Genomic DNA, 23818 nt, shown 5'->3' on the forward strand with positions numbered 1-23818 from the left:
CGTGCCCTCTTCACGAATCGTCGTGGAGCGACGGCCTCCCTGGTCCCGATCTTGGTCGGGTCCACCATGGGTCGGCGACCAGGCACCAGGACGCCCGGCCACCGGCCGGGCGTGACAACCAGGGACCTTGAGGAGTACCCCAACCATGGCCGTCGTGACCATGCGTCAGCTGCTGGAGAGCGGTGTCCACTTCGGGCACCAGACCCGGCGCTGGAACCCGAAGATGAAGCGCTTCATCATGACCGAGCGCAACGGCATCTACATCATCGACCTGCGCCAGACCCTCGAGTACATCGAGAAGGCGTACGAGTTCGTGCGTGGGACCGTCGCCGAGGGTGGCAGCATCCTGTTCGTCGGCACCAAGAAGCAGGCCCAGGAGGCTATCGCCGAGCAGGCGACCCGGGTCGGCCAGCCGTACGTCAACCACCGCTGGCTCGGTGGCATGCTGACCAACTTCCAGACCGTGTACAAGCGGCTCCAGCGGATGAAGGAGCTGGAGGGCCTGGGTGACCTCAGCGGCACCGCCGCCGGTTACACCAAGAAGGAGACCCTGCAGCTCTCCCGCGAGAAGATCAAGCTGACCCGCACCCTCGGTGGTCTGCGGGACATGCAGAAGCTTCCCGCCGCGGTCTGGATCGTCGACACCAAGAAGGAGCACATCGCCGTCGACGAGGCCCGCAAGCTGGGCATCCCGGTGATCGCGGTGCTGGACACCAACTGCGACCCGGACGAGGTCGACTTCCCGATCCCGGGTAACGACGACGCGATCCGCTCGGCCGAGCTGCTGACCAAGGTCGTCGCCGCCGCCGTCGCGGACGGTCTGATCGCGCGTTCCGGCCGTCGCCGGGGCAACGACGAGAAGCCCGAGGGTGTCGCGACCGACGAGCCGCTGACCGAGTGGGAGCGCGAGCTGCTCGAGCCGAAGAAGGCCGACGAGTCGGCCGCCCCGGCCGAGCAGCCGGCCGCCGCCGCCGAGCAGCCCGCCACCACCCCGGAGCAGCCGGCGCAGGCCACCACCGAGCAGCCGGCGGCCGCCACCGCGGAGTGATCGCACCGCCGCTGCCCGCCGTCCGTTTTCGCGAGCGGTGGGCAGCGGCGGTACGCCGGGCACGATCCGCCCGGATCCGGGTAACCGGCACCTCTGACCATCCACACGCCGTCTCAACACCGAAGAGAGAGCCATGTCCCAAATCACCGCCGCGGACGTCAAGAAGCTCCGCGACCTCACCGGCGCCGGCATGATGGACAGCAAGAAGGCGCTGACCGAGGCCGAGGGCGACTTCGACAAGGCCGTCGAGATCCTGCGCGTCAAGGGCGCCAAGGACGTCGGCAAGCGGGCCGGCCGCACCGCCGCGAACGGTCTGGTCGCCCACTCCGGCAAGTCGCTGCTGGAGCTGAACTGCGAGACCGACTTCGTCGCCAAGACCGACTCGTTCATCGCGCTGGCCCAGCAGCTGGTCGAGCACGGTGACCGCTCCGGCGTCAACTCCGCAGAGGAGCTGCTCGCCACCGAGCTCGACGGCAAGGTCGTCGCGGACCTGATCCAGGAGCAGTCCGCCAAGATCGGCGAGAAGCTGGTGCTCAACCGGTTCGCCCGGGTCGAGGGCACCATCGCCATCTACCTGCACCGCAAGGCCCAGGACCTGCCTCCGGCCGTCGGCGTGCTGGTGTCGTACACCGGCAAGAGCGACGAGGCCGGCGACGCCGACGCCCGTGGTGTGGCCATGCAGATCGCCGCGATGCGGCCGAAGTACCTCACCCGGGACGAGGTTCCGGCCGAGGTCGTCGAGTCCGAGCGGCGTATCGCCGAGCAGACCGCCCGCGAGGAGAACAAGCCCGAGGCGGCCCTGCCGAAGATCGTCGAGGGCCGGGTGAACTCCTTCTTCAAGGACTTCGTCCTGATCGAGCAGTCGTCGGTGGCCGACAACAAGAAGTCGGTGAAGCAGCTGCTGGCCGAGGCCGGCATCGAGGTCACCCGCTTCGTGCGGTTCGAGGTCGGCCAGGCCTGAGCCGCCATCGGGCGCCAGGCGCGTCCGTGGGCAGAAGACGTCAACGAGGAGGCCGCCGGTGTACGTGACAGGCACCGCGGCCTCCTCGTCACATAGGGTCAGCAGCGGCAGGTTCGCGGTACGCGCCGCACGGGGCGTGCGCGTGGGGAAGGGCGGGGCGGATGACGCAGGTTGTGAGTGACCGGACGCTGGAGCTGGACGATCCGACGGCACCGCCGCCGGGGCGTGCCCGCCGGGTGGTGCTGAAGCTCTCCGGTGAGGTCTTCGGTGGCGGCGCGATCGGCGTCGACCCGGACGTCGTCCAGGCCATCGCCCGGCAGATCGCCACCGTGGTCCGCCGCGGCGTGCAGGTCTCCGTGGTGGTCGGCGGCGGCAACTTCTTCCGTGGCGCGGAGTTGCAGAAGCGTGGGATGGACCGGGCCCGCGCCGACTACATGGGCATGCTCGGCACCGTGATGAACTGCCTCGCGCTCCAGGACTTCCTGGAGAAGGAGGGCATCGAGACCCGGGTGCAGAGCGCCATCACGATGGCCCAGGTCGCCGAACCGTACATCCCGCTGCGCGCGATCCGGCACCTGGAGAAGGGCCGCGTGGTCATCTTCGGCGCCGGTGCGGGAATGCCGTACTTCTCCACCGACACGGTGGCCGCCCAGCGGGCGCTGGAGATCCGGGCCGACGTGGTGTTGATGAGCAAGAACGGCGTGGACGGCGTCTACACCGCCGACCCGCGGATCGACCCCACCGCCAGCAAGCTCGACTCGATCACCTTCTCCGAGGTGCTGCGCCGCAACCTGCGGGTGGCCGACGCGGCGGCGTTCAGCCTCTGCATGGAGAACGGCCTGCCGATGCTGGTCTTTGGCGCGCAGGGTGACGACACCATCATCCGCGCGGTGGGTGGCGACAAGATCGGCACCCTGATCACCGCCTGAGCCCCGCCGACGGCGACGGCAGCAGCGCGGTCTGACGACTTTCAGCAGAGCCCACGACGAGCACAGAAGGAGGCGAGGAGACCGGTGATCGACGACACCCTCCTCGAGGCCGAGGAGAAGATGGAGCGTGCGGTCGAGCACGCCAAGGAGGAGTTCGGCGCCATCCGTACCGGGCGCGCCAACCCCGCCATGTTCTCCAAGGTCATCATTGACTACTACGGCACGCCGACGCCGCTGACGCAGATGGCGTCCATCGCGATTCCCGAGCCGCGGATGGCCATCATCAAGCCGTACGACAACTCGCAGATCAACGCCATGGAGAAGGCGATCCGCGACTCGGACCTCGGGGTGAACCCGAACAACGAGGGCACCCAGCTGCGCATCCTGCTCCCGCAGATGACCGAGGAACGCCGCCGCGACATGATCAAGGTGGCGCGGCACAAGGGCGAGGAGGCCAAGGTGGCGGTCCGCAACGTCCGCCGCCGTGGCAAGGAGGAGCTGGACCGGATCGTCAAGGACGGCGAGGCCGGCGAGGACGACGGCCGCCGCGCCGAGAAGGAACTCGACGACCTGACCCAGCGGTACGTGGGCAGCATCGACGATCTGGTGAAGCACAAGGAAACCGAGCTGCTCGAGGTGTGATCGTCCGCCACGGGCGGGTGAGCTGCTCCGAGGCCCGTTCCCGACGTGGGGGACGGGCCTCGTGCCGTATCCCCGGTCGGGCCGGTGGTGGGGGTGCCGTCCGTCGGCGTGCCTCGTCCGCCGTGCCGGTGCGGTGTGTGCAGTAGGCTCGGCAGGATTCCCGGCCACCTGGTGGTGAACACCGGGGATCGACCGACCGTCGGGGCGGTCAATCGGAGGAACATCGCACGTGTAGGGGATGCTTGTGGTCTTGCGTCATGTGGTGGTTCTCGTGCCGCGTCGCGGTGCGTGATGTCCCACCCCGACCCCTACGGCAGTGAGCCTCGCAACTGGGACCGGCCGGAGCGCCCGGTGGCGCTGCCCTGGCCGGATCAGGAGCTGGAGGCGGGCCGTTGGAGCCGCCGTCCGGCCGCCGGCCCCGAGTTGTACGCCGACCCGCAGGCCCGGCCGTACGCGGACCCGCACTCCGTGGACCCGTACGACGACCGCGACCGGCATGACCGTTTCGACGACCGTGACCGGCACGTGGACGACCGCAATCAGCCCGACAGGTACGACGACCGGGGTCGCGGTGACCGCTTCGGTGACCGCTCGCCGGCTGGTCCGGACGGTGCCCCGCCTCCCTACGGCAGCCGCCCGCGTCTCGACGGGCCCGGCCGGTACGACGGTCCAGGGCCGTTCGACGGGCCGGTACGCCACGACGACGTCGACTACCCGACCGCGCAGTTGGCGCCCATCGGGGCCGAGATCGGGCCGGAGCCGATGGGCGAGCCGGAGCCCGAGCCGGAGCCGACGGCCGGTCGACGGCCGAAGGGGCGACGTCGGGCCAGCCTCGACCGACCGGCCACCCAGCAGGTGGGCACCGGGCGGGCCGGGCGCAACCTTCCGGCGGCGATCGGGGTGGGGCTCGGCCTCGGCGCGCTGATCGTGGTGCCGCTTGTCGTCTACCCGTTGGCGTTCCTGCCGGTGATCGCCGCCGCGGTGGCCGTCGGCATCTGGGAGATGGCCCGCGCGGTGCGGCGCAGTGGGGCGCACCCGCCGCTGGTGCCGTTGATCGCCGGTGGCGTGTTGACCGTGGGCCTGGCCTGGTTCGCCGGCCCGGACGCGCTCAGCCTGGGGCTGCTCGTGACGGTGCTGGGCACCATGATCTGGCGGTTGGGTGACGGGCCGGCGGGCTTCCAGCGGGATCTCACCGCGGCCACCCTGATCGCCGTCTACGTGCCGTTCCTCGCCGGGTTCGCGGCGTTGTTGGCGGCGGCCCCCGACGATGGGCCGCTGCGCATCCTGGCCACCCTGGTCGGGGTGGTCCTCTCCGACACCGGCGGGTACGCGGCCGGCGTCTCGTTCGGCAAGCATCCGATGGCCCCGTCGATCAGCCCGAAGAAGTCCTGGGAGGGCTTCGCCGGTTCGGTCACCGCGGCGGCCCTGGGCAGTGCGTTGCTGCTGTGGCTGATGTTCGAGGTGGCCCCCTGGTGGGGTGCGCTGTTCGGGGTTGCTGTCTCCTGCGCGGCGGTCCTCGGCGACCTGGCCGAGTCGATGATCAAGCGGGACCTCGGCGTGAAGGACATGAGCAACCTGCTGCCCGGCCACGGCGGTCTGATGGACCGACTGGACTCGATCCTGTTCGCGGTGCCGACGGCCTACCTGCTGTTGGCGGTCCTCGTGCCGGTGGTGAGCTGAGGTATGAATCACGCCGACCTGGCGGTCCAGCTCCGGCGGTCGCGGCCCGTTCGACACCTCCGGAGCGGCACCCGACGCCGGCGGCGTGACACACTGGACCAGCCATGACGAGCCTGCCCCTGATCCCCGCCATCTCGGTCGCCCCCGCCGCGCGCCGGGCCTCCATGCCCCCTCAGCACCTCGCTGACCTGGACCTGGCCGGCCGCCAGGCGTTGGTCACCGGGTTGGGGGAGCCGGCCTTCCGCGCCAAGCAGATCTCCAACCACTACTTCGGGCGGTTGGTGCGCGACCCGCAGGCGATGACCGATCTGCCCGCGGCGGCCCGGGAGCGACTGGCTGACCAGTTGCTGCCGACGTTGCTCCACCCGGTGCGCGAGTTGACCTGCGACGACGGTGCTACCCGCAAGGCGCTCTGGCGGCTGCACGACGGCGCGCTCGTGGAGAGCGTGCTGATGGGCTACCCGGACCGGGTGACCGTCTGCATCTCCAGCCAGGCGGGTTGTGGCATGGCCTGTCCGTTCTGCGCGACCGGCCAGGCCGGGTTGACCCGCAACCTGTCGACGGCGGAGATCGTCGACCAGGCGGTGTACATGGCCGGGGTGGCGGCGTCCGGCGTGGTCGCGGGTTCCCCGCCGCGGCTGTCGCGCGTCGTCTTCATGGGCATGGGCGAGCCGCTGGCCAACTACAACCGGGTGATCGCGGCGATCCGTCGGCTGGTCAGCCCGGCCCCGGAGGGGCTCGGCCTGTCCCAGCGGCACATCACCGTTTCCACGGTCGGCCTGGTTCCGGCCATCCACCGACTGGCCAGCGAAGACCTCTCAGTGACCCTTGCGCTGTCGTTGCACGCGCCCGATGATGATCTGCGCGACGAACTCGTGCCGGTAAACCAGCGCTGGAAGGTAGCCGAGGTGCTGGACGCAGCGTGGGACTACGCCGCCCGGACGGGCCGTCGCGTGTCTATCGAGTACGCGATGATCAAGGACGTGAACGACCAGCCGTGGCGAGCCGACCTGCTCGGGCGGCTGCTGGCCGGCAAATTGGCCCACGTGAACCTCATTCCGCTCAATCCGACGCCGGGCAGCCGCTGGGACGCGAGCCCGAAGCCGGTCGAGCGGGAGTTCGTCCGGCGGTTGCGCGACGCCGGGGTGTCCACCACAGTTCGGGACACCCGAGGTCGCGAGATCGACGGCGCGTGTGGCCAGCTCGCCGCCGCCGAGGACAACGACACCAACACCGACCGCGCCGGAGAGGCACCGGCGTGACCGGGCGTGGCGAACGAGACCAGGAGACATAGTGGCGAGTCAGGGTCAGCGTTTCCGGCGCAAGGCGCTCCGCCGGGGATACAAGGTCGACGAGGTGGATGCCTTCCTCGACCGGGTCGAGGCGACGCTCGACGGCCGACAGGTCGGCGCCCCGGTGGCCTCCCAGGAGGTTCATGACGTCGTCTTCCGGGTCCGCTTCAACGGCTACGACGAGTGGCAGGTCGACCTCCACCTGGACCGGGTCGAGCGGCAGCTGGCCGAGTTGGAGGAGCGCAACAGCGCCGGTCGCGGTGGCGACCCCCGGATGGGTGACCGGATGGGCCCACCGGACCGGATGGGTCCGCCGATGCGTGACGAACGGGGCATGGTGCCGCAGCCGATGCCGCCCCGGCCGATGCCCGCGCAGGCCGGCCCGCCCTACGGCCGCTACGACGAGCCGACAGGTGCCTTCGCCGGTGGTTACGACGCCCCGCGCGGCGGTGGTTACGACGCGCCCCGTGGCCCGGCCGGTCCCCCGATGGGTCCCGGTGGTCCGATGGGTCCCGGCCCGATGGGCGGCCACGGCATGCCGCAGCGTGGCCTGCCCGCAGGCCCCACCGGGTACGGCCCGGACGACCAGCGCGCACCCGGTGGTTACGGCCCGGACGACCAGCGCGCACCCGGTGGGTACGGCCCGGACGACAAGCGTGGCGGTTACGGCGCCGACGACCAGCGTTCGCCCGGCGGTTATCCGCCGCCGCCGGAGGAGTCGCGCTTCGACGGCTTCGAGGCCGGCCGGCACGGCCGCACCGACATGACGGCGGAGATCCGGATGCCGGAGCGGGACCTGCGCGACATGCGCCGTGGTCCGGGCGGTCCGCCTCCGCTGCCGCAGCAGGGCATGGGTGGCCCGCCGATGGCCGGCCCGCCCGCGGTCGCCGGTCCGCCGATGGGTGGCCCACCCATGGGTGGCCCGCCGATGGCCGGTCCGCCGATGGGTGGCCCGCCGATGGCCGGTCCGCCCGGCAGTGACCTGTACCGGGTGGACCAGATCCGCCGCAGCTTCCAGGTGCGCCGGTTCGGCAGCGGGTACGACCCCGACCAGGTGGACCGCTTCTTCGACACCCTGCTCGGTGGCATGCAGCGCCGTAACCCGATGCCTGTCGACCCGAAGGACCTGGACACGTTGCGGTTCGGCCTGGTGCCGGGCGGCTACTTCGAGGCCGAGGTCGACGCCGCGCTCAAGGACGTGCAGGACATTCTCTTCGGGCGCTGACCCGAGCGTACGGACGAGGGCCCGTCCCCCTGGTGGGGGCGGGCCCTCGTCCGTACGTTGGCCGGTCGTCCGGCGGTGGGTCGGGTCAGGAACGCAGACCGCTGCGCCGCAGCACCACATCGCCGATCACGATGATCAGCAGCAGCGCGGCCAGGCCGATCAGCCAGATGTCCTCGACCCTGCCCTCGTGGTTGCCGCAGATCATCGCCAGCAGCACCAGTGCGGACAGCACGGCGCCGATCTGCCCGGCCTTGCGGTGCCCGGGCTTGTGCTGGTCTGGCGACGTTACCGGCTCGCTTCCTGCCACTGTCGGTCCTTCCCTCGCGATCGGATCTTTGGTTAGTCTGGCACGCCTCGTACGCGGTGCGGTGGGGTGGGGGTTTCCTGGCCATCGGCCCTGCCCACCTCGGCTCGACGGCACTACCGGCGTCGCGGGGTGGCGGTCAGACTCGCTCCGGTAGCGTTTGGCGTACACCTGATTGTCTGTTTGAGGGGGACTGTGCGGTGCGAGTGACCGGAACCGGGCACGCCAGCATGCGGATCGACACGGCTGCGGGCAGCATCCTGTGCGACCCGTGGGTCAACCCGGCCTACTTCGCGTCGTGGTTCCCCTTCCCGGACAATTCTCTGCTCGACTGGGGGACCCTGGGGCAGGTCGACTACCTGTACGTCTCCCACCTGCACCGGGACCACTTCGACGCGAAGCACCTGCGCGAGTTCGTCTCGAAGGACGCCACGGTCCTGCTCCCCGAGTTCCCCACCTCGGAGATGGAGGACGAGTTCCGGGCGCTTGGCTTCACCAAGTTCCTGAAGGCGCCGAACGAGCAGGTGGTGGAGCTGCCCGGCGGCCTGAAGATCATGATTCAGGCGTTGACCAGCCCGACCGACGGGCCGATCGGCGACTCCTCGCTCTGGGTCGAGTACGACGGGGTGCGGCTGCTCAACCAGAACGACGCCCGTCCCACCGACCTGAGCGTCTTCGCCGAGCTGGGGCACGTGCACGCGCACCTGCTCCAGTTCTCCGGCGCGATCTGGTACCCGATGGTCTACGAGCTGCCGCAGGCGGCGAAGACCGCGTTCGGCAAGCAGAAGCGGGACCGGCAGTTCGACCGGACCTGGCGCTACATCGACGACCTGAAGGCGTCGCACGTCTTCCCGATCGCCGGCCCGCCGTGCTTCCTCGACGACGAGTTGTGGCAGTTCAACGACATCCACGGCGACGAGGGCAACATCTTCCCCGACCAGTCCGTGTTCCTGTCGGAGTACGCGAAGGTCGGCGGCACCAACGGGATCGTGCTGCTGCCGGGCAGCGTCGCCGAGGTCACCACCGAGGGTGCGAGCACCACCCACCCGGTGCCGGTGGAGGAGTTCTTCGCCAACAAGGTCGCCCACCTGGAGGAGATGCGGGAGCGTAAGCGCCCGGTCATCGAGGCGGAGAAGGCTTCCTGGCGGCACCCCGAGGTGGACGTGCTCGGCGAGATGAAGCGTCGGATCGAGCCGTTGCTCGACGAGTCGATCTACCTGGCCAAGGGTGTGGGCGGCCCGGTCCGCTTCGACCTGGTCGGCTACGACGGCGAGAGCGTCGAGTCGATCGTGGTGGACTTCCCCGGCAAGGAGGTGCGGCCGTACGCGGACGAGAAGGTCCGCTACCGCTTCCGGATGGAGCGGTCGCTGGTCGAGCACCTGCTCTTCATCGACGAGGTGGACTGGGTCAACTCGCTCTTCCTGTCCTGCCGGTTCTCGGCGGCCCGGATCGGCCAGTACAACGAGTTCGTCTACGCGTTCTTCAAGTGCCTCTCCGAGGAGCGGCTCCAGTACGCCGAGGGCTGGTACGACGAGCACGAGCGCAGCACCGACGCCGAGGACATCACGTTGGGCGACTGGGTGGTGCAGCGGCGCTGCCCGCACCTGAAGGCGGACCTGACCCGCTTCGGCATCGTCGACGGTGACCAGCTCACCTGCCAGCTCCACGGCTGGCGTTTCGACCTGCCCAGCGGCCGCTGCCTGACCAGCGTCGGCCACAAGGTGCGAGCCCACCGGGTGGACGCGGAAACCCCCGCCCCCGCCGGCGAAGCAGTGATCTGACCCCACCCCACCCCCACCCCACCCCACCCCGCCGATCTTGCGTTTTCGGTAGGAGTAAAGCGGGTCAATCACCCCATAACGGCGACAGAAAGTGCAAGATCGGCGGGGGAGGCCCCTGCGGGCCCGCGAGGGCGTGCAGGGGCCGGCCGTGCGGGGGGAGAAAGTGCGGGCGGCACCGAGGGGCGGGGCGGGAGTGGCGGAGGGCGCGCGGGAGAGCGCATACCGGTACGGGCGCGGCCGGGAGAAGGTCCGGGACGCTGGCCGGGTGGAGACGTTCAGCGACGGCGTCTTCGGGGTCGTGCTGACGGTGATGGCCGTCGAACTGCTCCAGACCGGTCCGGCCAGGGAGAGCGGGCGAGAGCTTCCGGACGCCCTGGCCCACGCCTGGCCCTCCTACCTGGCGTACGTGATCACCTTCGCGATCGCCGGGCAGGTGTGGCTCGCCCACCACAACCTGTGGCGATACGTGGCCCGGGTCGACCAGATGCTGCTGGTCTTCAACCTGCTCGTGCTGCTGTTCATCGCCACGATCCCGTTCACCGCCGATCTGCTGTCGGACAATCTGCGCGGCAGTCCGACCGAGCAGCGGCTGACCGCCGCCCTCTACGTCGGCACCGTGCTCGGTGAGGCGATCTCCGTCAACCTGAGCTGGTGGTGGGCGCGTCGGCGCGGACTCCTGCACCCCGACCTGGACCCCCGGCTGGCCCGGACCATCGCACGGCGGATAGCGCTGAAGCCCCTGTTCTACCTGGTCGCGTTCGCCATCGTCTTCGTCGACCCCATCCTCAGCCTGTGCGCGTACCTGCTGCTCGTCGGCTTCTATCTGATCGGAGGGCCGGGCGACCTGCGGCCCTCCGACCACCCAGGGCGGGGCCGGTCAGCGACGTAGGGCTTGGTTCACAAGAACTGGCCGGCCTGCGGCGGGCCCGGCCGCCGGATCGCCGCCCGGACTCCGCCTCGGCTCGACCGCCCTTATGAAACAAGCCCCAGGTCGCCGAGGATGCGGCGGGCGGCGTTGTGGCCGGCCGCGCCGATGACGCTGCCGGCCGGGTGGCAGCCGGCGCTGCCGGCGTACACCCCGTCGATGCCGGTGGCGTAGGGCATCCGGTCGGTGAACGAGACGGTGTTGTCGACGTGGTGGATGTGGCCGCCGGTGATGCCGAAGTGCGCCTCGATGCCGGGCGGTGGCAGCGGCACCGCGTCGGCGATCAGGTCGACGGTTCCGGGGGCGTACCGCTCGACGATCCCGATGAGCCTGTCGACGTAGCCGGGCAGCGCCGCGTCCCAGGTGGTGCCGGCCAACTCGTAGGGGACGGACTGGACGAACAGCGCCGACGAGTGGTGCCCGGCGGCGTCGGAGAGCGACGGGTCGACGGTGGTGTGCAGGTACCACTCGATGGTGGGCTCCGCCGGCAGCAACCCGGCCTGCACGTCCGCCCACATCGCCCGCAGCGCGGTCATCGGCGAGGTCGCCTCGCCGCCGACGAGCGACGCCGACCCGGGCAGCAGGTGGATTGTCGAGCCGAACGGGCTCGGCGACCCGTCCGGCAGGCAGGAGAACCGGGGCAGCCCGCTGAGCGCCAGGTTGAGCTTGAGCGTGGTGCCGGGCCGGCGGACCGCCGCCATCCGTTCGCCGAGTCGCGCCGGGAGCGCGCCGTCGGGCAGCAGGTCCATCAGGGTGTACGGGTCACACGCGCCGAGCACCACCCGGGCGCTGACCTCTCGACCGTCGGCCAGCACCACTCCGTTGGCCGCGCCGCCGTCCACCGTCACCGCGCGCACCGGCGTACCGGTGCGGATCGTCGCCCCGGCGGCGCGGGCGGCGTCGGCGAACGTCCGGGAGACGGTGCCCATCCCGCCCTCGGCGATCATCCAGGTGCCGCCGGATCCGGGCAGCCGGCACATGTTGTGCACGAGGAAGTTGTGGCCGGTGCCGGGGTCGTCCGGGCCGGCGTTGAGCCCGGACAGGCCGTCGGTGACCGCGTACATGCTGACCAGCAGTTCGGAGCGGAACTCGAAGCGGGCCAGGTAGTCGGCGACGGAGCCCCGCACGAGGTCGACGAAGACCTGACGCAGCTCCGGGCGGACGTGCCGTTCGGCGGTCTCCTCGACGGTCAGCGGCTCGGCCAGCCAGGCCGGGGCGAGGTCTTCCCGCAGCGCGGCCAGCTCGGCCTGCATGGCGTCGTCGGCGGCCACGTCGGCGGGGGAGAAGAACTCGGCGAGCTGTGCCCGGGTGGCGGCGGTGTCACTGCCGAAGAGCAGGTACGGCGAGCCGAGGCCACCGGGAGTGGGGAGGAAGTAGTGCGGGTCCCGACGCAGCACCGGGATCCGGACGTCGAGCGTGGCGAGCAGCTCCGGGGGCATCAACCCGAGCAGGTACGAGCCGGTGGAGTGGCGCAGCCCGGGCACCTTCGGGAACGGATTCTCGGTGCGGGTGGCGCCGCCGATGACGGTGGCGGCCTCCAGGACGAGCACGTCCAGCCCGGCGCGGGCCAGCAGGATCGCGGAGACCAGACCGTTGTGCCCGGCACCGACGATGACCACGTCCGCGCGAACCGGAACTTCACTGCTCATACCACCGCACCCTAGCCCGCCCCCCACCCCCAACCCACCCCCAACCCACCCCCACCCCCACCCCCACCCCCACCCTGGTCCTCGGTGATCAAGAGGTTTGCGTCAAAAATCGGCCTGTCGGTGACGGAAACCTCTTGATCAACCCGGTGGGCGGCGGGTAGTGCGCCAGTTGGAGAGGGCCAGGGTGGCGGAGTAGCCGGCCAGGACGATCACGTGGAACAGGTAGAGCCAGAGGAGGACGGCCACGCCGGCACCGATGTCGTCGAAGCCGCCGAAGGGCACTCCGAGGTCCAGTGGGAGCGAGGCGAAGAGCACGAAGCCGTGCAGGAAGCCGGAGAGGTTCGCCGCGGTGAACGACCCGATCCCGAGGGTGGAGAGCCAGTCCGGTGAGGCGGGCCCGACGACCCGGAACACCCACACCAGCACCGGCGTGAGCACCAGCCAGACCGCGAGGAACGACAGCACCACGCCGAGCACACCCAACCAACCGCCCTGGCGTACGAGGCGGGTGGTGAGGGGGAGCGCCAACAGGATGGACAGCAGCAGCGCGGGGGCCGGCGCGAGCAGCGGCAGCAGCAGGAGCCGGCCTCGCCAGCCGACCAGGTGCTCGTCGGTGCGGGGCGCGGCCACCGAGACGAACGCCCGGCGCAGGCCCTCGCCGTACAGCGAGGCGGGCAGCAGGGAGGCCAGCGCCAGCAGCGGGGTCAACCCCACCCCGGCCTCGACGAGCGCCTCGACCGCCCGGGGCGCGCCGATCGCGGTGGGCAGGGCTTCCACGGCGTACGAGGTGAGCCGGCGGACCCGGTCTGCCCCGGCGACGAGTGCGGTGAGCCAGATGGCCAGCAGGGCGACGGGCACCACGGCGATCGCCCCGTAGAAGGTGATCGCGGCGGCGTGCAGCGACAGGTCCCGTCCGCGCACCGGTCGGAACGCGGCGCTGATGATCCGTCTGGTGCGCTGCCATCCGTTGCCCATCGCGTCCTCCTTCCCTGTCGTCGGGGCCGTCACTCCTTAAGATCGCCGGTCATGACTGTTCTCACCACCGAACGCCTCATCCTGCGCGATTGGACCGACGAGCCGGCCGACCTCGCCCGGATCTACGACATCTACTCCCGCCCGGAGATCACCCGTTGGCTTGCCGTGTCGCCGGGTATGCCGATGACCGACCCGGCTCAGGCCGTGGAGCGGCTGCGGTTCTGGCAGGAGCGGCACGCCAACGACCAGGGTCGGTACGGCACCTGGGCGGTCGAGGTCCGGGAGACCTGTCAGGTGGTCGGTACGGCGCTGCTCAAGCCGCTGCCGGGGCTCGATGAGGCGGTGCGTACCGAGGACATCGAGACGGGCTGGCACCTGCACCCGGATTCGTGGGGTCACGGCTACGCCACCGAGGCCGCCCGCGCGCTGCTGGCCCGGGAGTTCGCCACCGGCACCCGGGAGATCTACGCGGTGGTGTCGCCGGGCAACGAGCCGTCGATGGCTGTCGCTCGGCGGCTGGGCATGGTCCACGTGGGTCAGCGCACCGACTGGTACGGCGGGGAACTGCTGGAGACCTTCGTGCTTGCGGCACCAGATGCCTGATCGTTCCCACACGACCTGACACAAGATCCGCGCAACTTCGGGGAAGGTGCTGCCTCCAGTCGTCGGGAGGCAGCACCTTCCCGAAATTGTGAGCGGATCGGGCCGAGGCGACGGGCCCCGGGGCAGACAAGTCCGTCAATAGTCACGGTGATCGAAGTGTTGACGCTCTGGTAGCACGTCAGTAACCTTTGGGCCAAAGTAATGCAAGATTTCGACAAAGCTATGCACGGTTCCGTGCATGTGTTCGGAAAGATTCAACGGGTCTCCAGGGGAGGCCCGTTGATGGTCGTACCCGTCAGGTGTTCCAGGCCGATGCGGTGCCCCCGCGCCGCTCGCGCCACCCGTCTCTCTCGACACCGGCCCTCGCACGTCGGCCGGCGCTGCACCGCCGCACCCCCACCCCGTGGTCACGCCACCGCGGCAACCGTCCCCCGACGACAAGGACAGTGATGAGACGAACGAATCTGTTCAGGACGGTGGCGGCCACCGCCGCCGCCGCGCTGATCGCCACGGCCGGGGCGACCGCCGTCGCGAACCCGGCCGCCGCCGCCCGCCCCGCCGAACCGGCCGCCGCGCCGAGCGCCTTCGCACCGGCGGCCACGAACCTCGCCCAGGGCCGTCCGACCCAGGAGAGCGGCCACGCCGACGTCTACGACTCGTCGAAGGTCGTCGACGGCAACGCGGGCAGCTACTGGGAGAGCGTCAACAACGCGTTCCCGCAGTGGGTGCAGGTCGACCTCGGCTCGTCGCAGAGCGTCAACCAGGTCGTCCTGAAGCTGCCGACCTCTGGTTGGGGGACGCGGACGCAGACGTTGAGCGTGCGGGGCAGCACCAACGGCTCGTCGTTCACCGATCTGGTCGGGTCGCAGACGTACACCTTCAACCCGGCGAGCGGCAGCACCGCCACCATCAACTTCAGTGCGACCTCGACCCGCTACGTCCGGATCACCATCACCGCCAACAGCGGCTGGCCGGCCGGGCAGCTCTCCGAGCTGGAGGTGTACGGCAACGGGGGCACCACCCCGGACACCACCGCGCCGAGCGCCCCGGCCAACCTCTCGTACACCCAGTCGGGCAGCACCATCAGCCTCAACTGGGTCGCGTCGACCGACAACGCGGGCGGCAGCGGCGTCGCCGGCTACGACGTCTACCGCAACGGCGCGTTCCTCCAGTCCATCGGCAACGTGACCACCTTCAACGACACGCAGCCGGCCACGGCGACGGTGTCGTACCACGTCCGGGCCCGCGACGCCGCAGGCAACGTCTCCGGCAACAGCAACACGGTGACCCGTACCGGCAGTGGTGACACCACCGCGCCGAGCACCCCGGGGACGCTGTCGCAGAGCACGTCGGGCAGCACGATCACGCTGAACTGGGGTGCCTCCACCGACTCCGGTGGCAGTGGCCTTGCCGGTTACAACGTCTACCGGGGCGGCAGCCTGATCGCCACGCTCGGCACCGTCCTCACCTACCAGGACACCCAGCCGGCCACGGCGACCGTGTCCTACTACGTCCGCGCCCGCGACGGTGCCGGCAACCTCTCCGGCAACAGCAACACCGTCACCCGGACCGGCAGCAACCCGCCCGCCTGCACCAACGTGGCGCAGGGCAAGAGCATGACGGCGAGCGGCTCCACCTTCACCTTCACCCCGGACAAGGCGAACGACGGGCAGCTCGGCACCTACTGGGAGGGCGCGGCCAGTTACCCGCAGAACCTGACCGTGGCGCTCGGCGCGAACCACTCGATCTCCGGTGTCACCATCAGGCTCAACCCGGATTCGTCGTGGGGCACGCGTACCCAGACCATCCAGGTCCTCGGTCGCGACCAGGCGTCGTCGACGTACACCAGTCTGGTGTCGGCGGCGGCCTACCAGTTCGTCCAGGGCAGCAACCTGGTGACCATCGGAGTCAGCGCTACCACGGCGGACGTGCAGTTGCGGTTCACCGGCAACACCGGCGCACCGTCCGGGCAGGTCGCGGAGCTTGAGGTGTGCGGCACGCCGGCGCCCAACCCGGACCTGGTGGTCAGCTCGGTGACCTGGTCGCCGTCGTCGCCCAGCGAGGCCAGCGCGGTCACCCTGTCGGCGGTGGTGCAGAACATCGGATCCGCGGCCGCAGGGGCCACCTCAGTCAACTTCAGCCTGGCCGGCGCGGTCGTCGGCAGCGCCTCGGTGGGTGCGCTCGCCGCGGGTGCCTCGACCACGGTCTCGTTCAACGCCGGCACCCGGCCGATGGGCAGCTACGCCGTCTCGGCGGTGGTCGACCCGGCGAACACGATCGTCGAGCAGAACAACGGCAACAACAGCTTCACCGCGGCGTCGCCTCTCGTGGTGGCGCAGGCCCCGGGGCCGGACCTCCAGGTGCTCAGCATCGCCTCGAACCCGTCGAACCCGGCGGTCGGGGCATCGGTCACCTTCACCGTGGCGGTCCGCAACCGGGGTACCACCGCGACCGGCGCGACCACTGTCACCCGGCTGGTGGCGGGCAGCACCACGCTCAACACCAACACCGCCTCGATCGCGGCCGGCGCGACGGTCACCGTGGCCGTCAGCGGTAGCTGGACCGCCACCAGCGGCGGCGCCACCCTCACCGCCACCGCCGACGCCACGAACGTGGTCGCCGAGACCAACGAGACCAACAACGCGTTCAGCCAGTCGATCGTGGTCGGCCGGGGGGCCGCCGTCCCGTACGTCTCGTACGAGGCGGAGGCCGGTCGTTACTCCGGCACGCTGCTGGAGACCGACCCGCTGCGGACCTTCGGGCACACCAACTTCGCCAGCGAGTCCTCGGGGCGCAAGTCGGTACGGCTCACCAGCACCGGCCAGTTCGTCGAGTTCACCTCGGCCAACCAGGCCAACTCCATCGTGGTGCGCAACTCCATCCCGGACGCGCCAGGTGGCGGCGGCATCGAGGCGACCATCAGCCTCTACGTCAACGACGTCTTCTCCCGGAAGTTGACCCTGTCGTCCAAGCACAGCTGGCTCTACGGCAACACCGACGGGCCGGAGGCGCTGACCAACACCCCGCAGGCCGACGCCCGACGGCTCTTCGACGAGTCGAACGCACTGCTGGCGCAGTCGTACCCGGCCGGCACCCGCTTCAAGTTGCAACGCGACTCGGGTGACACCGCCTCGTTCTACGTCATCGACATGATCGACCTGGAGCAGGTGGCGGGGCCGGCGAGCCAGCCGGCCGGCTGCACCTCGATCACGTCGTACGGCGCGGTTCCGAACGACGGGCTCGACGACACCGCCGCGATCCAGCGGGCGGTGACCGACGACCAGAACGGCGTCATCAGCTGCGTCTGGATCCCGGCCGGGCAGTGGCGGCAGGAGCAGAAGATCCTGACCGACGACCCGCTGAACCGGGGCATGCACAACCAGGTCGGCATCAGCAACGTCACCATCAGGGGTGCCGGCATGTGGCACTCGCAGCTCTACACGCTGACCGAGCCGCAGAACGTGGTGGGCGGCATCAACCACCCGCACGAGGGCAACTTCGGCTTCGACATCGACAAGAACACCCAGATCTCCGACATCGCCATCTTCGGCTCCGGCCGGATCCGGGGCGGTGACGGCAACGCCGAGGGTGGCGTCGGTCTGAACGGTCGCTTCGGCACCGGCACGAAGATCAGCAACGTCTGGATCGAGCACGCCAACGTGGGGGTCTGGGTCGGTCGCGACTACGACAACATCCCCGACCTGTGGGGCCCGGCCGACGGGCTGGACTTCAGCGGCATGCGGATCCGCAACACGTACGCCGACGGCATCAACTTCAGCAACGGCACGCGCAACTCGCGGGTGTTCAACTCGTCGTTCCGCACCACCGGCGACGACGCGCTCGCGGTCTGGGCCAACCCGTACGTCAAGGACCGCAGCGTCGACATCGCCCACGACAACCACTTCGTCAACAACACCATCCAGTTGCCCTGGCGGGCCAACGGCATCGCCATCTACGGCGGCTACGACAACTCGATCCAGAACAACCTGATCTACGACACCGCCAACTACCCGGGCATCATGCTGGCGACCGACCACGACCCGCTGCCGTTCTCCGGCACGACGTTGATCGCCAACAACGGGCTCTACCGCACCGGCGGCGCGTTCTGGAACGAGGACCAGGAGTTCGGTGCCATCACGATCTTCCCGGCCACCCGGGACATCGTCGGCGTCACCATCCGGGACACCGACATCATCGACTCCACGTTCGACGGCATCCAGTTCAAGAACGGTGGAGGCAACATACCGAACCTCGCCATCACCAACGTGCGGATCGACAAGTCCAACAACGGTGCCGGCATCCTCGCGATGAGCGGCGCACGCGGCAACGCCAACCTGACGAACGTGACGATCACCAACTCGGCCGACGGCAACATCGTCGTTCAGCCCGGCTCGCAGTTCGTCATCAACGGCGGCTAGTCCGTCAGTTTTGGTGAAGTCGGGGTGTCCGCAGGCTGCGGACACCCCGACTTCCATGAAGCCGAGTCGATCGACGCAGCGCAGGGTCCGTCATGGGCGTCGGGGCGCCGGCAGCGGCCGGCACCGTCGAGCCTGGCGTCACAGAACACGCGGGTACGCAGATGCTGCGCATCCTCCTCGCTGAGCGTGGTCTCGCCGAAGTCGACGACGGCGAGGTGACCGAGCGAGTCGCACAGCGCCACGGCCAGCGCGGTGACCTCGTCGAGGCTGGTCAGCGTGGTCGGCAAGTGGATGATCCACCGTGGCGCGGTCATCGCGTCCACCGTCCGGGCCACACCGTCCGGGCCGCGCTTCGCCGCCGATCCGGACAGGGCCAGCGCAGTCCACAGGTGCAGTATCGACCCCACCGTGCCCAGTTACGGCGATGCCGTGGTGTCAGCGGCACCGACCCGGCCTGTCTGCCCATCACATCCACCCTCCTCGTGCCTGTTCACACTCTGGTGTGGACGCGACTACCGTCGGAAGGTGGTGAGCGCCCTCAGCGCCGGGTGTGCCGACCCGCCGAGACGCGGTGATGGCCGGTGGTGACCAGTGGGCGAGTTGTGGTGGAGGTGTGATGGGCAACGGCCCGGTGTCGACGCTGGAGTTCCTGGGGGCGGAGCTGCGACGGGCTCGCCGGGAGCGCGGGCTGAGTCAGGAGGAGTTGGCGCAGCGCGTCAGCTACTCGTCGTCCCTGGTGGGGATGGTGGAGATCGGTCACCGCACTCCCTCCCAGGACTTCATCGCCCGGGTCGACGGGATATTGGAGGCCGGTGGGCTGTTCGAGCGGCTGCTCACCCTGGTCCGGGCCGATGCCGCTCCGCCCTGGTTCAGAGAGTGGATCACCGTCGAACGGGAGGCCACCATGATCCGCTGGTTCGAGCCGTCCCTGATCCCCGGCCTTCTACAGACCGAGGCGTACGCCCGGGCGGTGCTTCGCGGCGGCGGCATGCTGCGGGAGCCGGAGGTTGAGCAACGGCTCGGCTCACGCATGGACCGGCAGTCGGTGCTGAGCCGGGAGCACCCGCCGGAGTTCGTGGCGGTGATCGACGAGGCGGTGCTGCGGCGGGCGATCGGCGCACCGGCCGTGATGGTGGCGCAGTTCGAGCACCTGCTCCAGATCACCGAGCAGCCCCACGTGGACCTCTACGTCGTGCCGGCCGAGGCGGGCATGCACGCCGGGTTGGCCGGCCCGTTCATCCTGGCCCGCACACCGGACAGCGGTGAGGTCGCGCACCTCGACACCGCCGTACGCGCGCACGTCACCGACCGCCCGGAGGACGTTGATAACCTTCGGCGCAGATGGGAGAGCCTGCGGGGTGAGGCGTTGCCCCGGCGGGCCTCACGGGATCTCGTACGGGAGCTGGCGAAGTCATGGACCTGACCGGTGCGGTGTGGCGCACGTCCACCCGTAGCGACAATGGCGGCGCTACCTGCGTCGAGGTGGCCACCAATCTGCCGCACCTGGTCGGCGTGCGTGACAGCACTGACCGGCGCGGGCCGGTGCTGGCCTTCGCCCCCTCGGCCTGGACCGCCTTCATCGAGTTCACGGTGGTCAGCCAACCCACGCGATGACCGCTCTACGGCTGATTGCTGGCGGACTCGGTGTGCGATGCCGCGCTGCGTGGGCTGCGGTGGCTAGGCTGACCTGAGCACGATGGTCCGCTGAGGGGGTGAGCCCGGATGGCCCAGGCAGCGTTCGCGCCGGAACCGGCGCCGCAGCACACCGAGCCGTCGTTCGACGTGCTGCGGTGGCACGACGAGCCGTGGACCGCGCAGCTCGCCCTCGACCTGTTGCCGGAGACCAACGGCCCCAAGGTTGAGGTCCTGAGCGGAAGCGTGATCGTGACACCACATGCCGGATACGACCACCAGGACGCGGAGCTGGACCTCGCGTTCCACCTCAAGCAGGCAGCCCGCCGGGCCAAACTGTGGCTTTACCTTGAGACGAACATCGTCTCGGGCCAGGACCTGTTCATCCCGGACATCGTCATCCTCGACGCTCCGGGCGGCGGTCGAACGACCATGGACATCGACCACGCCGTGCTTCTCGGGGAGATCGTCTCTCCCGGAAACCGGCGCAAGGACATCATCGACCGCCCGCGTGAGTACGCCGCCGTCGGCGTGCCGTTCTTCCTGCGCGTCGACCTGCGCAACCGGGTCCCCACTATCGCGTTGTACGAGCTGATCGAGGGGGAGTACCGGCCGGTGGCCGCTGCGGCTGCCGGAACACGGTTCGTCATGCGAGAGCCGTTCGAGTTCTCCATCGATCCGGCCGACCTGCTGGGCGAGGAGGCGGCACCGACCGGGCCGGGGCCCGGGTCGGCCGACGACGAGGCTTGATCAACACGGTTTCCTGGAAATCGGGCTGTCCGGTTGCCGGGGATGCCGCGACTTCCTTGAACCCGAGTCGATCAAGGTCCGGCATCGGCAGCGCCGGGGAGGGCTGAGGCTCCCAGTGGGCGTGCAGCGGCGGTGGGGGAGAATGGTCTCGTGACTTCCCCCCGCGATCTCGTTCTGCTCGGGTCCACCGGTTCGATCGGTACGCAGGCCATCGACATCGTGCGGCGCAACCCGGACAGGTTCCGGGTGGTGGCCGTGGGTGCGGGCGGCGGCAACGTCGAGCTGCTCGCCACACAGGCCCTCGAACTGGGCGTCGAGGCGGTCGGGGTGGCGAAGGCGTCCGCCGCCCAGGATCTGCAACTCGCGTTCTACGCCGAGGCGAGCCGGCGAGGGTGGGCCACCGGCGACTTCAAGCTTCCGAAGATCGTGGCCGGCCCGGACGCGATGACCGAGCTGGCCGAGTGGCCGTGCGACATCGTGCTCAACGGGGTGGTCGGCTCGCTGGGCCTCGCTCCTACGCTCGCCGCTCTGCGCGGTGGTCGTACTCTCGCGTTGGCCAACAAGGAGTCGCTCGTGGCCGGCGGCCCGCTGGTCAAGGCCGCGGTGACGCGGCCGGGGCAGATCGTGCCTGTCGACTCGGAGCACTCGGCGCTGGCCCAGTGTCTGCGCTCCGGGACGCGGGGTGAGGTGCGTCGGCTGATCGTCACGGCCAGCGGCGGCCCGTTCCGGGGTCGGCGGCGCGACGAGTTGACGCAGGTCACACCCGAGCAGGCCCTGGCGCACCCGACCTGGAACATGGGGCCGGTCGTCACGATCAACTCGGCGACCATGGTCAACAAGGCGCTCGAGGTGATCGAGGCACACGAGCTGTTCGACGTGCCCTACGCCGACATCACCGTGATGGTGCACCCGCAGTCGGTGATCCACTCGATGGTCGAGTTCGTCGACGGGTCGACGATCGCCCAGGCCAGCCCACCGGACATGCGACTGCCGATCGCGCTGGGCATTGGCTGGCCGGACCGGGTCCCCGAGGCGGCGACCGCTGTCGACTGGACGGCCGCGCACACCTGGGAGTTCGCGCCGCTCGACGACCGGGCGTTCCCGGCCGTGGCGCTGGCCAAGGCCGCCGGGGAGGCCGGCCGCAGCCGCCCGGCGATCTACAACGCGGCGAACGAGGAGTGCGTCGAGGCGTTCGTGGCGGGCCGGCTGCCGTTCCTCGGCATCGTCGACACCCTCGAACGGGTGTTGGAGGAGGCTCCGGACTTCGGCGAACCGGGTACCGTCGAGGACGTGCTCGCGGCCGAGTCGTGGGCGCGCGCGCACGCGCAGGAGATCATCGCGGGTTCGGTGGAAGGAGCTTGATGTCTAACCTGCTCGGGGTGGTCCTCTTCGCCCTGGCCATCCTCATCTCGGTCAGCCTGCACGAGGCGGGTCACATGCTGACCGCCAAGGCGTTCGGGATGAAGGTCACGAAGTACTTCGTCGGGTTCGGCCCCACCATCTGGTCGTTCAAGCGGGGCGAGACCGAGTACGGACTCAAGGGCATCCCCCTCGGTGGCTTCTGCAAGATCGTCGGGATGACGCCGCACGACGACGATGTCGACCCCGCCGACGAGCCGCGCGCGATGTGGCGCTTCCCGGTGTGGAAGCGCACGATCGTCATGTCCGCCGGCTCCATCACCCACTTCGCGCTGGCGCTCGTCGCCATCTGGCTGGCGGCCGTCACCCTCGGCCTGCCCAATCCGAAGTTCCCCACGAACGACGCGGAGGTCCGGCAGGAGCCGGCGGTGATCGCGCTCTCCGACTGCGTGATGCCCAAGCTGGAGCAGCGCGCCTGCGCCCCGGGTGACCCGGCCAGCCCGGCGGCCCAGGCCCAACTGCGTGACGGCGACCGGATCACCTCCCTCAACGGCAAGCCGGTCAACAACTACGGTGAGATGCTCGCCGGCCTGCGCGCGCTGAAGCCGGGCGAGACCGCGAAGATCGGGTACGTCCGCGACGGGCAGCCCGCCGAGACCAGCACCGTGCTGGCGCAGACGGAGCGTCCGCCGCTGGACAACCCGAAGGGCACCGTCGGCCCGGTCGCCGCGCTCGGCGTCGGGCTCACCATCACCACCCCGAACCGGGTGGTGTACGGGCCGGTCGCCGCGTTCGGCGCCACCGGCGACTTCACCCGCGAGCTGGCCGTCGGCACCGTCCAGGCGTTGCAGCGGCTGCCGCAGAAGGTCCCCGCCCTGTGGACCGCCATCACCGGCGGCGAACGTGACGTGGACACCCCGATCAGCGTGGTCGGGGCCAGCCGGCTCGGTGGCGAGGCGTTCGCCAACAAGGCCTGGCTGATGTTCGTGATGCTGTTCATCTCGCTGAACTTCTTCATCGGCGTGTTCAACCTGCTCCCGCTACTGCCCCTTGATGGCGGTCACATCGCCATCGCCTGGTTCGAGCGGGCCCGCTCCTGGCTCTACGCGCGGATCGGTCGGGCCGACCCGGGTCGGGTGGACTATCTCAAGCTGATGCCCTTCACGTACGCGGTGATCCTGATCGGTGGCGTGTTCACGCTGCTGACCATCACCGCGGACGTCGTCAACCCGATCACGCTCTTCCCAAGGTGAGTGCCTGAAGTGACAGCTATCAGTCTCGGTATGCCCGCTGTGCCGCCTCCGCCGCTTGCTCCTCGTCGGGTGAGTCGTCAGATCATGGTTGGTTCGGTGCCGGTGGGTGGTGGTGCGCCGGTGTCGGTGCAGTCGATGACCACGACGCTGACGTCGGATGTGAATGCGACTCTTCAGCAGATCGCGGAGTTGACGGCGTCGGGTTGTCAGATCGTGCGGGTGGCGGTGCCGTCGCAGGATGATGTGGAGGCGTTGCCGGCGATTGCGAGGAAGTCGCAGATCCCGGTGATCGCTGACATTCATTTCCAGCCGAAGTATGTCTTCGCGGCGATCGATGCGGGTTGTGCGGCGGTGCGGGTGAACCCGGGCAACATTCGGCAGTTCGATGACAA

21 protein-coding genes are annotated in these 23818 nt (G+C 69.8%); 17 read left to right on the top strand and 4 right to left on the bottom strand.

Annotated features, from left to right (window positions below; translation table 11 throughout):
• The first annotated feature begins 145 nt into the window (after positions 1–145).
• The 7 genes from rpsB (at position 146) to AB0C15_RS27145 (ending at position 7777) form a co-directional block, all read left to right on the top strand.
• Complete coding sequence (gene rpsB / locus AB0C15_RS27115; protein ID WP_357356507.1) at positions 146–1048, top strand: 30S ribosomal protein S2; 903 nt, start codon at positions 146–148, stop codon at positions 1046–1048.
• Between the two features lie 133 nt (positions 1049–1181).
• A complete protein-coding gene (gene tsf / locus AB0C15_RS27120) occupies positions 1182–2009 on the top strand; it encodes a translation elongation factor Ts (protein ID WP_357356509.1) in 828 nt (275 codons plus the stop codon).
• A gap of 161 nt (positions 2010–2170) precedes the next feature.
• The gene (gene pyrH, locus AB0C15_RS27125; protein ID WP_030335195.1) at positions 2171–2938 is read left to right on the top strand and encodes a UMP kinase; all 768 of its coding nucleotides are present in this window, start codon (positions 2171–2173) and stop codon (positions 2936–2938) included.
• A gap of 84 nt (positions 2939–3022) precedes the next feature.
• Positions 3023–3580: a ribosome recycling factor gene (gene frr, locus AB0C15_RS27130; RefSeq protein WP_357356511.1), complete on the top strand. Its 558-nt coding sequence runs from the start codon at positions 3023–3025 to the stop codon at positions 3578–3580.
• Positions 3581–3871: 291 nt separating this feature from the next.
• Entirely contained in the window at positions 3872–5260 is a 1389-nt protein-coding gene (locus AB0C15_RS27135) for a phosphatidate cytidylyltransferase (RefSeq protein WP_357356513.1), read from the top strand.
• Between the two features lie 104 nt (positions 5261–5364).
• Positions 5365–6522 carry a 23S rRNA (adenine(2503)-C(2))-methyltransferase RlmN gene (gene rlmN, locus AB0C15_RS27140; protein ID WP_357356515.1) on the top strand — a complete coding sequence of 386 codons (1158 nt, stop codon included), beginning with the start codon at positions 5365–5367 and terminating at the stop codon, positions 6520–6522.
• Positions 6523–6553: 31 nt separating this feature from the next.
• A complete protein-coding gene (locus AB0C15_RS27145; protein ID WP_357356517.1) occupies positions 6554–7777 on the top strand; it encodes a DivIVA domain-containing protein in 1224 nt (407 codons plus the stop codon).
• An 85-nt stretch (positions 7778–7862) separates the two neighbouring features.
• On the opposite strand, the gene AB0C15_RS27150 is transcribed toward AB0C15_RS27145, so the two are convergent.
• Positions 7863–8084, bottom strand: coding sequence for a DUF2631 domain-containing protein (locus AB0C15_RS27150; protein ID WP_357356519.1), 222 nt, complete (start codon positions 8082–8084; stop codon positions 7863–7865).
• Between the two features lie 197 nt (positions 8085–8281).
• Between AB0C15_RS27150 and AB0C15_RS27155 the strand changes: the two genes are divergently transcribed.
• On the top strand, positions 8282–9862 hold the full coding sequence (locus tag AB0C15_RS27155) for a Rieske 2Fe-2S domain-containing protein (protein ID WP_357356521.1): 1581 nt from the start codon (positions 8282–8284) through the stop codon (positions 9860–9862).
• A gap of 193 nt (positions 9863–10055) precedes the next feature.
• Positions 10056–10751: a TMEM175 family protein gene (locus AB0C15_RS27160; RefSeq protein ID WP_357356523.1), complete on the top strand. Its 696-nt coding sequence runs from the start codon at positions 10056–10058 to the stop codon at positions 10749–10751.
• Between the two features lie 83 nt (positions 10752–10834).
• Here the strand turns inward: AB0C15_RS27160 and AB0C15_RS27165 are convergent, their stop codons facing one another.
• Positions 10835–12436 carry an NAD(P)/FAD-dependent oxidoreductase gene (locus AB0C15_RS27165; RefSeq protein WP_357356525.1) on the bottom strand — a complete coding sequence of 534 codons (1602 nt, stop codon included), beginning with the start codon at positions 12434–12436 and terminating at the stop codon, positions 10835–10837.
• A 138-nt stretch (positions 12437–12574) separates the two neighbouring features.
• A complete protein-coding gene (locus tag AB0C15_RS27170) occupies positions 12575–13411 on the bottom strand; it encodes a YhjD/YihY/BrkB family envelope integrity protein (RefSeq protein WP_357356528.1) in 837 nt (278 codons plus the stop codon).
• Positions 13412–13462: 51 nt separating this feature from the next.
• Here AB0C15_RS27170 and AB0C15_RS27175 point away from each other — a divergent pair, with 51 nt between their 5' ends.
• Both AB0C15_RS27175 and AB0C15_RS27180 read left to right on the top strand, forming a co-directional pair.
• A complete protein-coding gene (locus AB0C15_RS27175) occupies positions 13463–14014 on the top strand; it encodes a GNAT family N-acetyltransferase (protein WP_357356530.1) in 552 nt (183 codons plus the stop codon).
• Positions 14015–14463: 449 nt separating this feature from the next.
• Positions 14464–18432 (top strand): CARDB domain-containing protein, encoded by a 3969-nt coding sequence (locus AB0C15_RS27180; protein ID WP_357356532.1) that lies wholly within the window; start codon positions 14464–14466, stop codon positions 18430–18432.
• Here AB0C15_RS27180 and AB0C15_RS27185 read toward each other — a convergent pair.
• Entirely contained in the window at positions 18429–18746 is a 318-nt protein-coding gene (locus AB0C15_RS27185; RefSeq protein ID WP_357356551.1) for a hypothetical protein, read from the bottom strand. The genes AB0C15_RS27180 and AB0C15_RS27185 overlap by 4 nt on opposite strands.
• 302 nt (positions 18747–19048) lie before the next feature.
• Between AB0C15_RS27185 and AB0C15_RS27190 the strand changes: the two genes are divergently transcribed.
• The 6 genes from AB0C15_RS27190 to AB0C15_RS27215 form a co-directional block, all read left to right on the top strand.
• Positions 19049–19855 carry a helix-turn-helix transcriptional regulator gene (locus AB0C15_RS27190; protein WP_357356534.1) on the top strand — a complete coding sequence of 269 codons (807 nt, stop codon included), beginning with the start codon at positions 19049–19051 and terminating at the stop codon, positions 19853–19855.
• Positions 19846–20046 (top strand): DUF397 domain-containing protein, encoded by a 201-nt coding sequence (locus tag AB0C15_RS27195; protein WP_357356536.1) that lies wholly within the window; start codon positions 19846–19848, stop codon positions 20044–20046. The genes AB0C15_RS27190 and AB0C15_RS27195 overlap by 10 nt, the downstream gene beginning before the upstream one ends.
• 108 nt (positions 20047–20154) lie before the next feature.
• The gene (locus AB0C15_RS27200; RefSeq protein ID WP_357356537.1) at positions 20155–20814 is read left to right on the top strand and encodes a Uma2 family endonuclease; all 660 of its coding nucleotides are present in this window, start codon (positions 20155–20157) and stop codon (positions 20812–20814) included.
• 150 nt (positions 20815–20964) lie between these two features.
• A complete protein-coding gene (gene dxr, locus AB0C15_RS27205) occupies positions 20965–22176 on the top strand; it encodes a 1-deoxy-D-xylulose-5-phosphate reductoisomerase (RefSeq protein WP_357356539.1) in 1212 nt (403 codons plus the stop codon).
• On the top strand, positions 22176–23426 hold the full coding sequence (locus tag AB0C15_RS27210) for a site-2 protease family protein (RefSeq protein WP_357356541.1): 1251 nt from the start codon (positions 22176–22178) through the stop codon (positions 23424–23426). Before dxr ends, AB0C15_RS27210 begins: the two co-directional genes overlap by 1 nt.
• Before the next feature lie 9 nt (positions 23427–23435).
• The coding region (locus tag AB0C15_RS27215) for a flavodoxin-dependent (E)-4-hydroxy-3-methylbut-2-enyl-diphosphate synthase (protein ID WP_357356543.1) at positions 23436–23818 on the top strand (383 nt) is incomplete at its 3' end.

This window comes from Micromonospora sp. NPDC048835, from assembly GCF_040649995.1.
Classification (GTDB): Bacteria; Actinomycetota; Actinomycetes; order Mycobacteriales; family Micromonosporaceae; genus Micromonospora.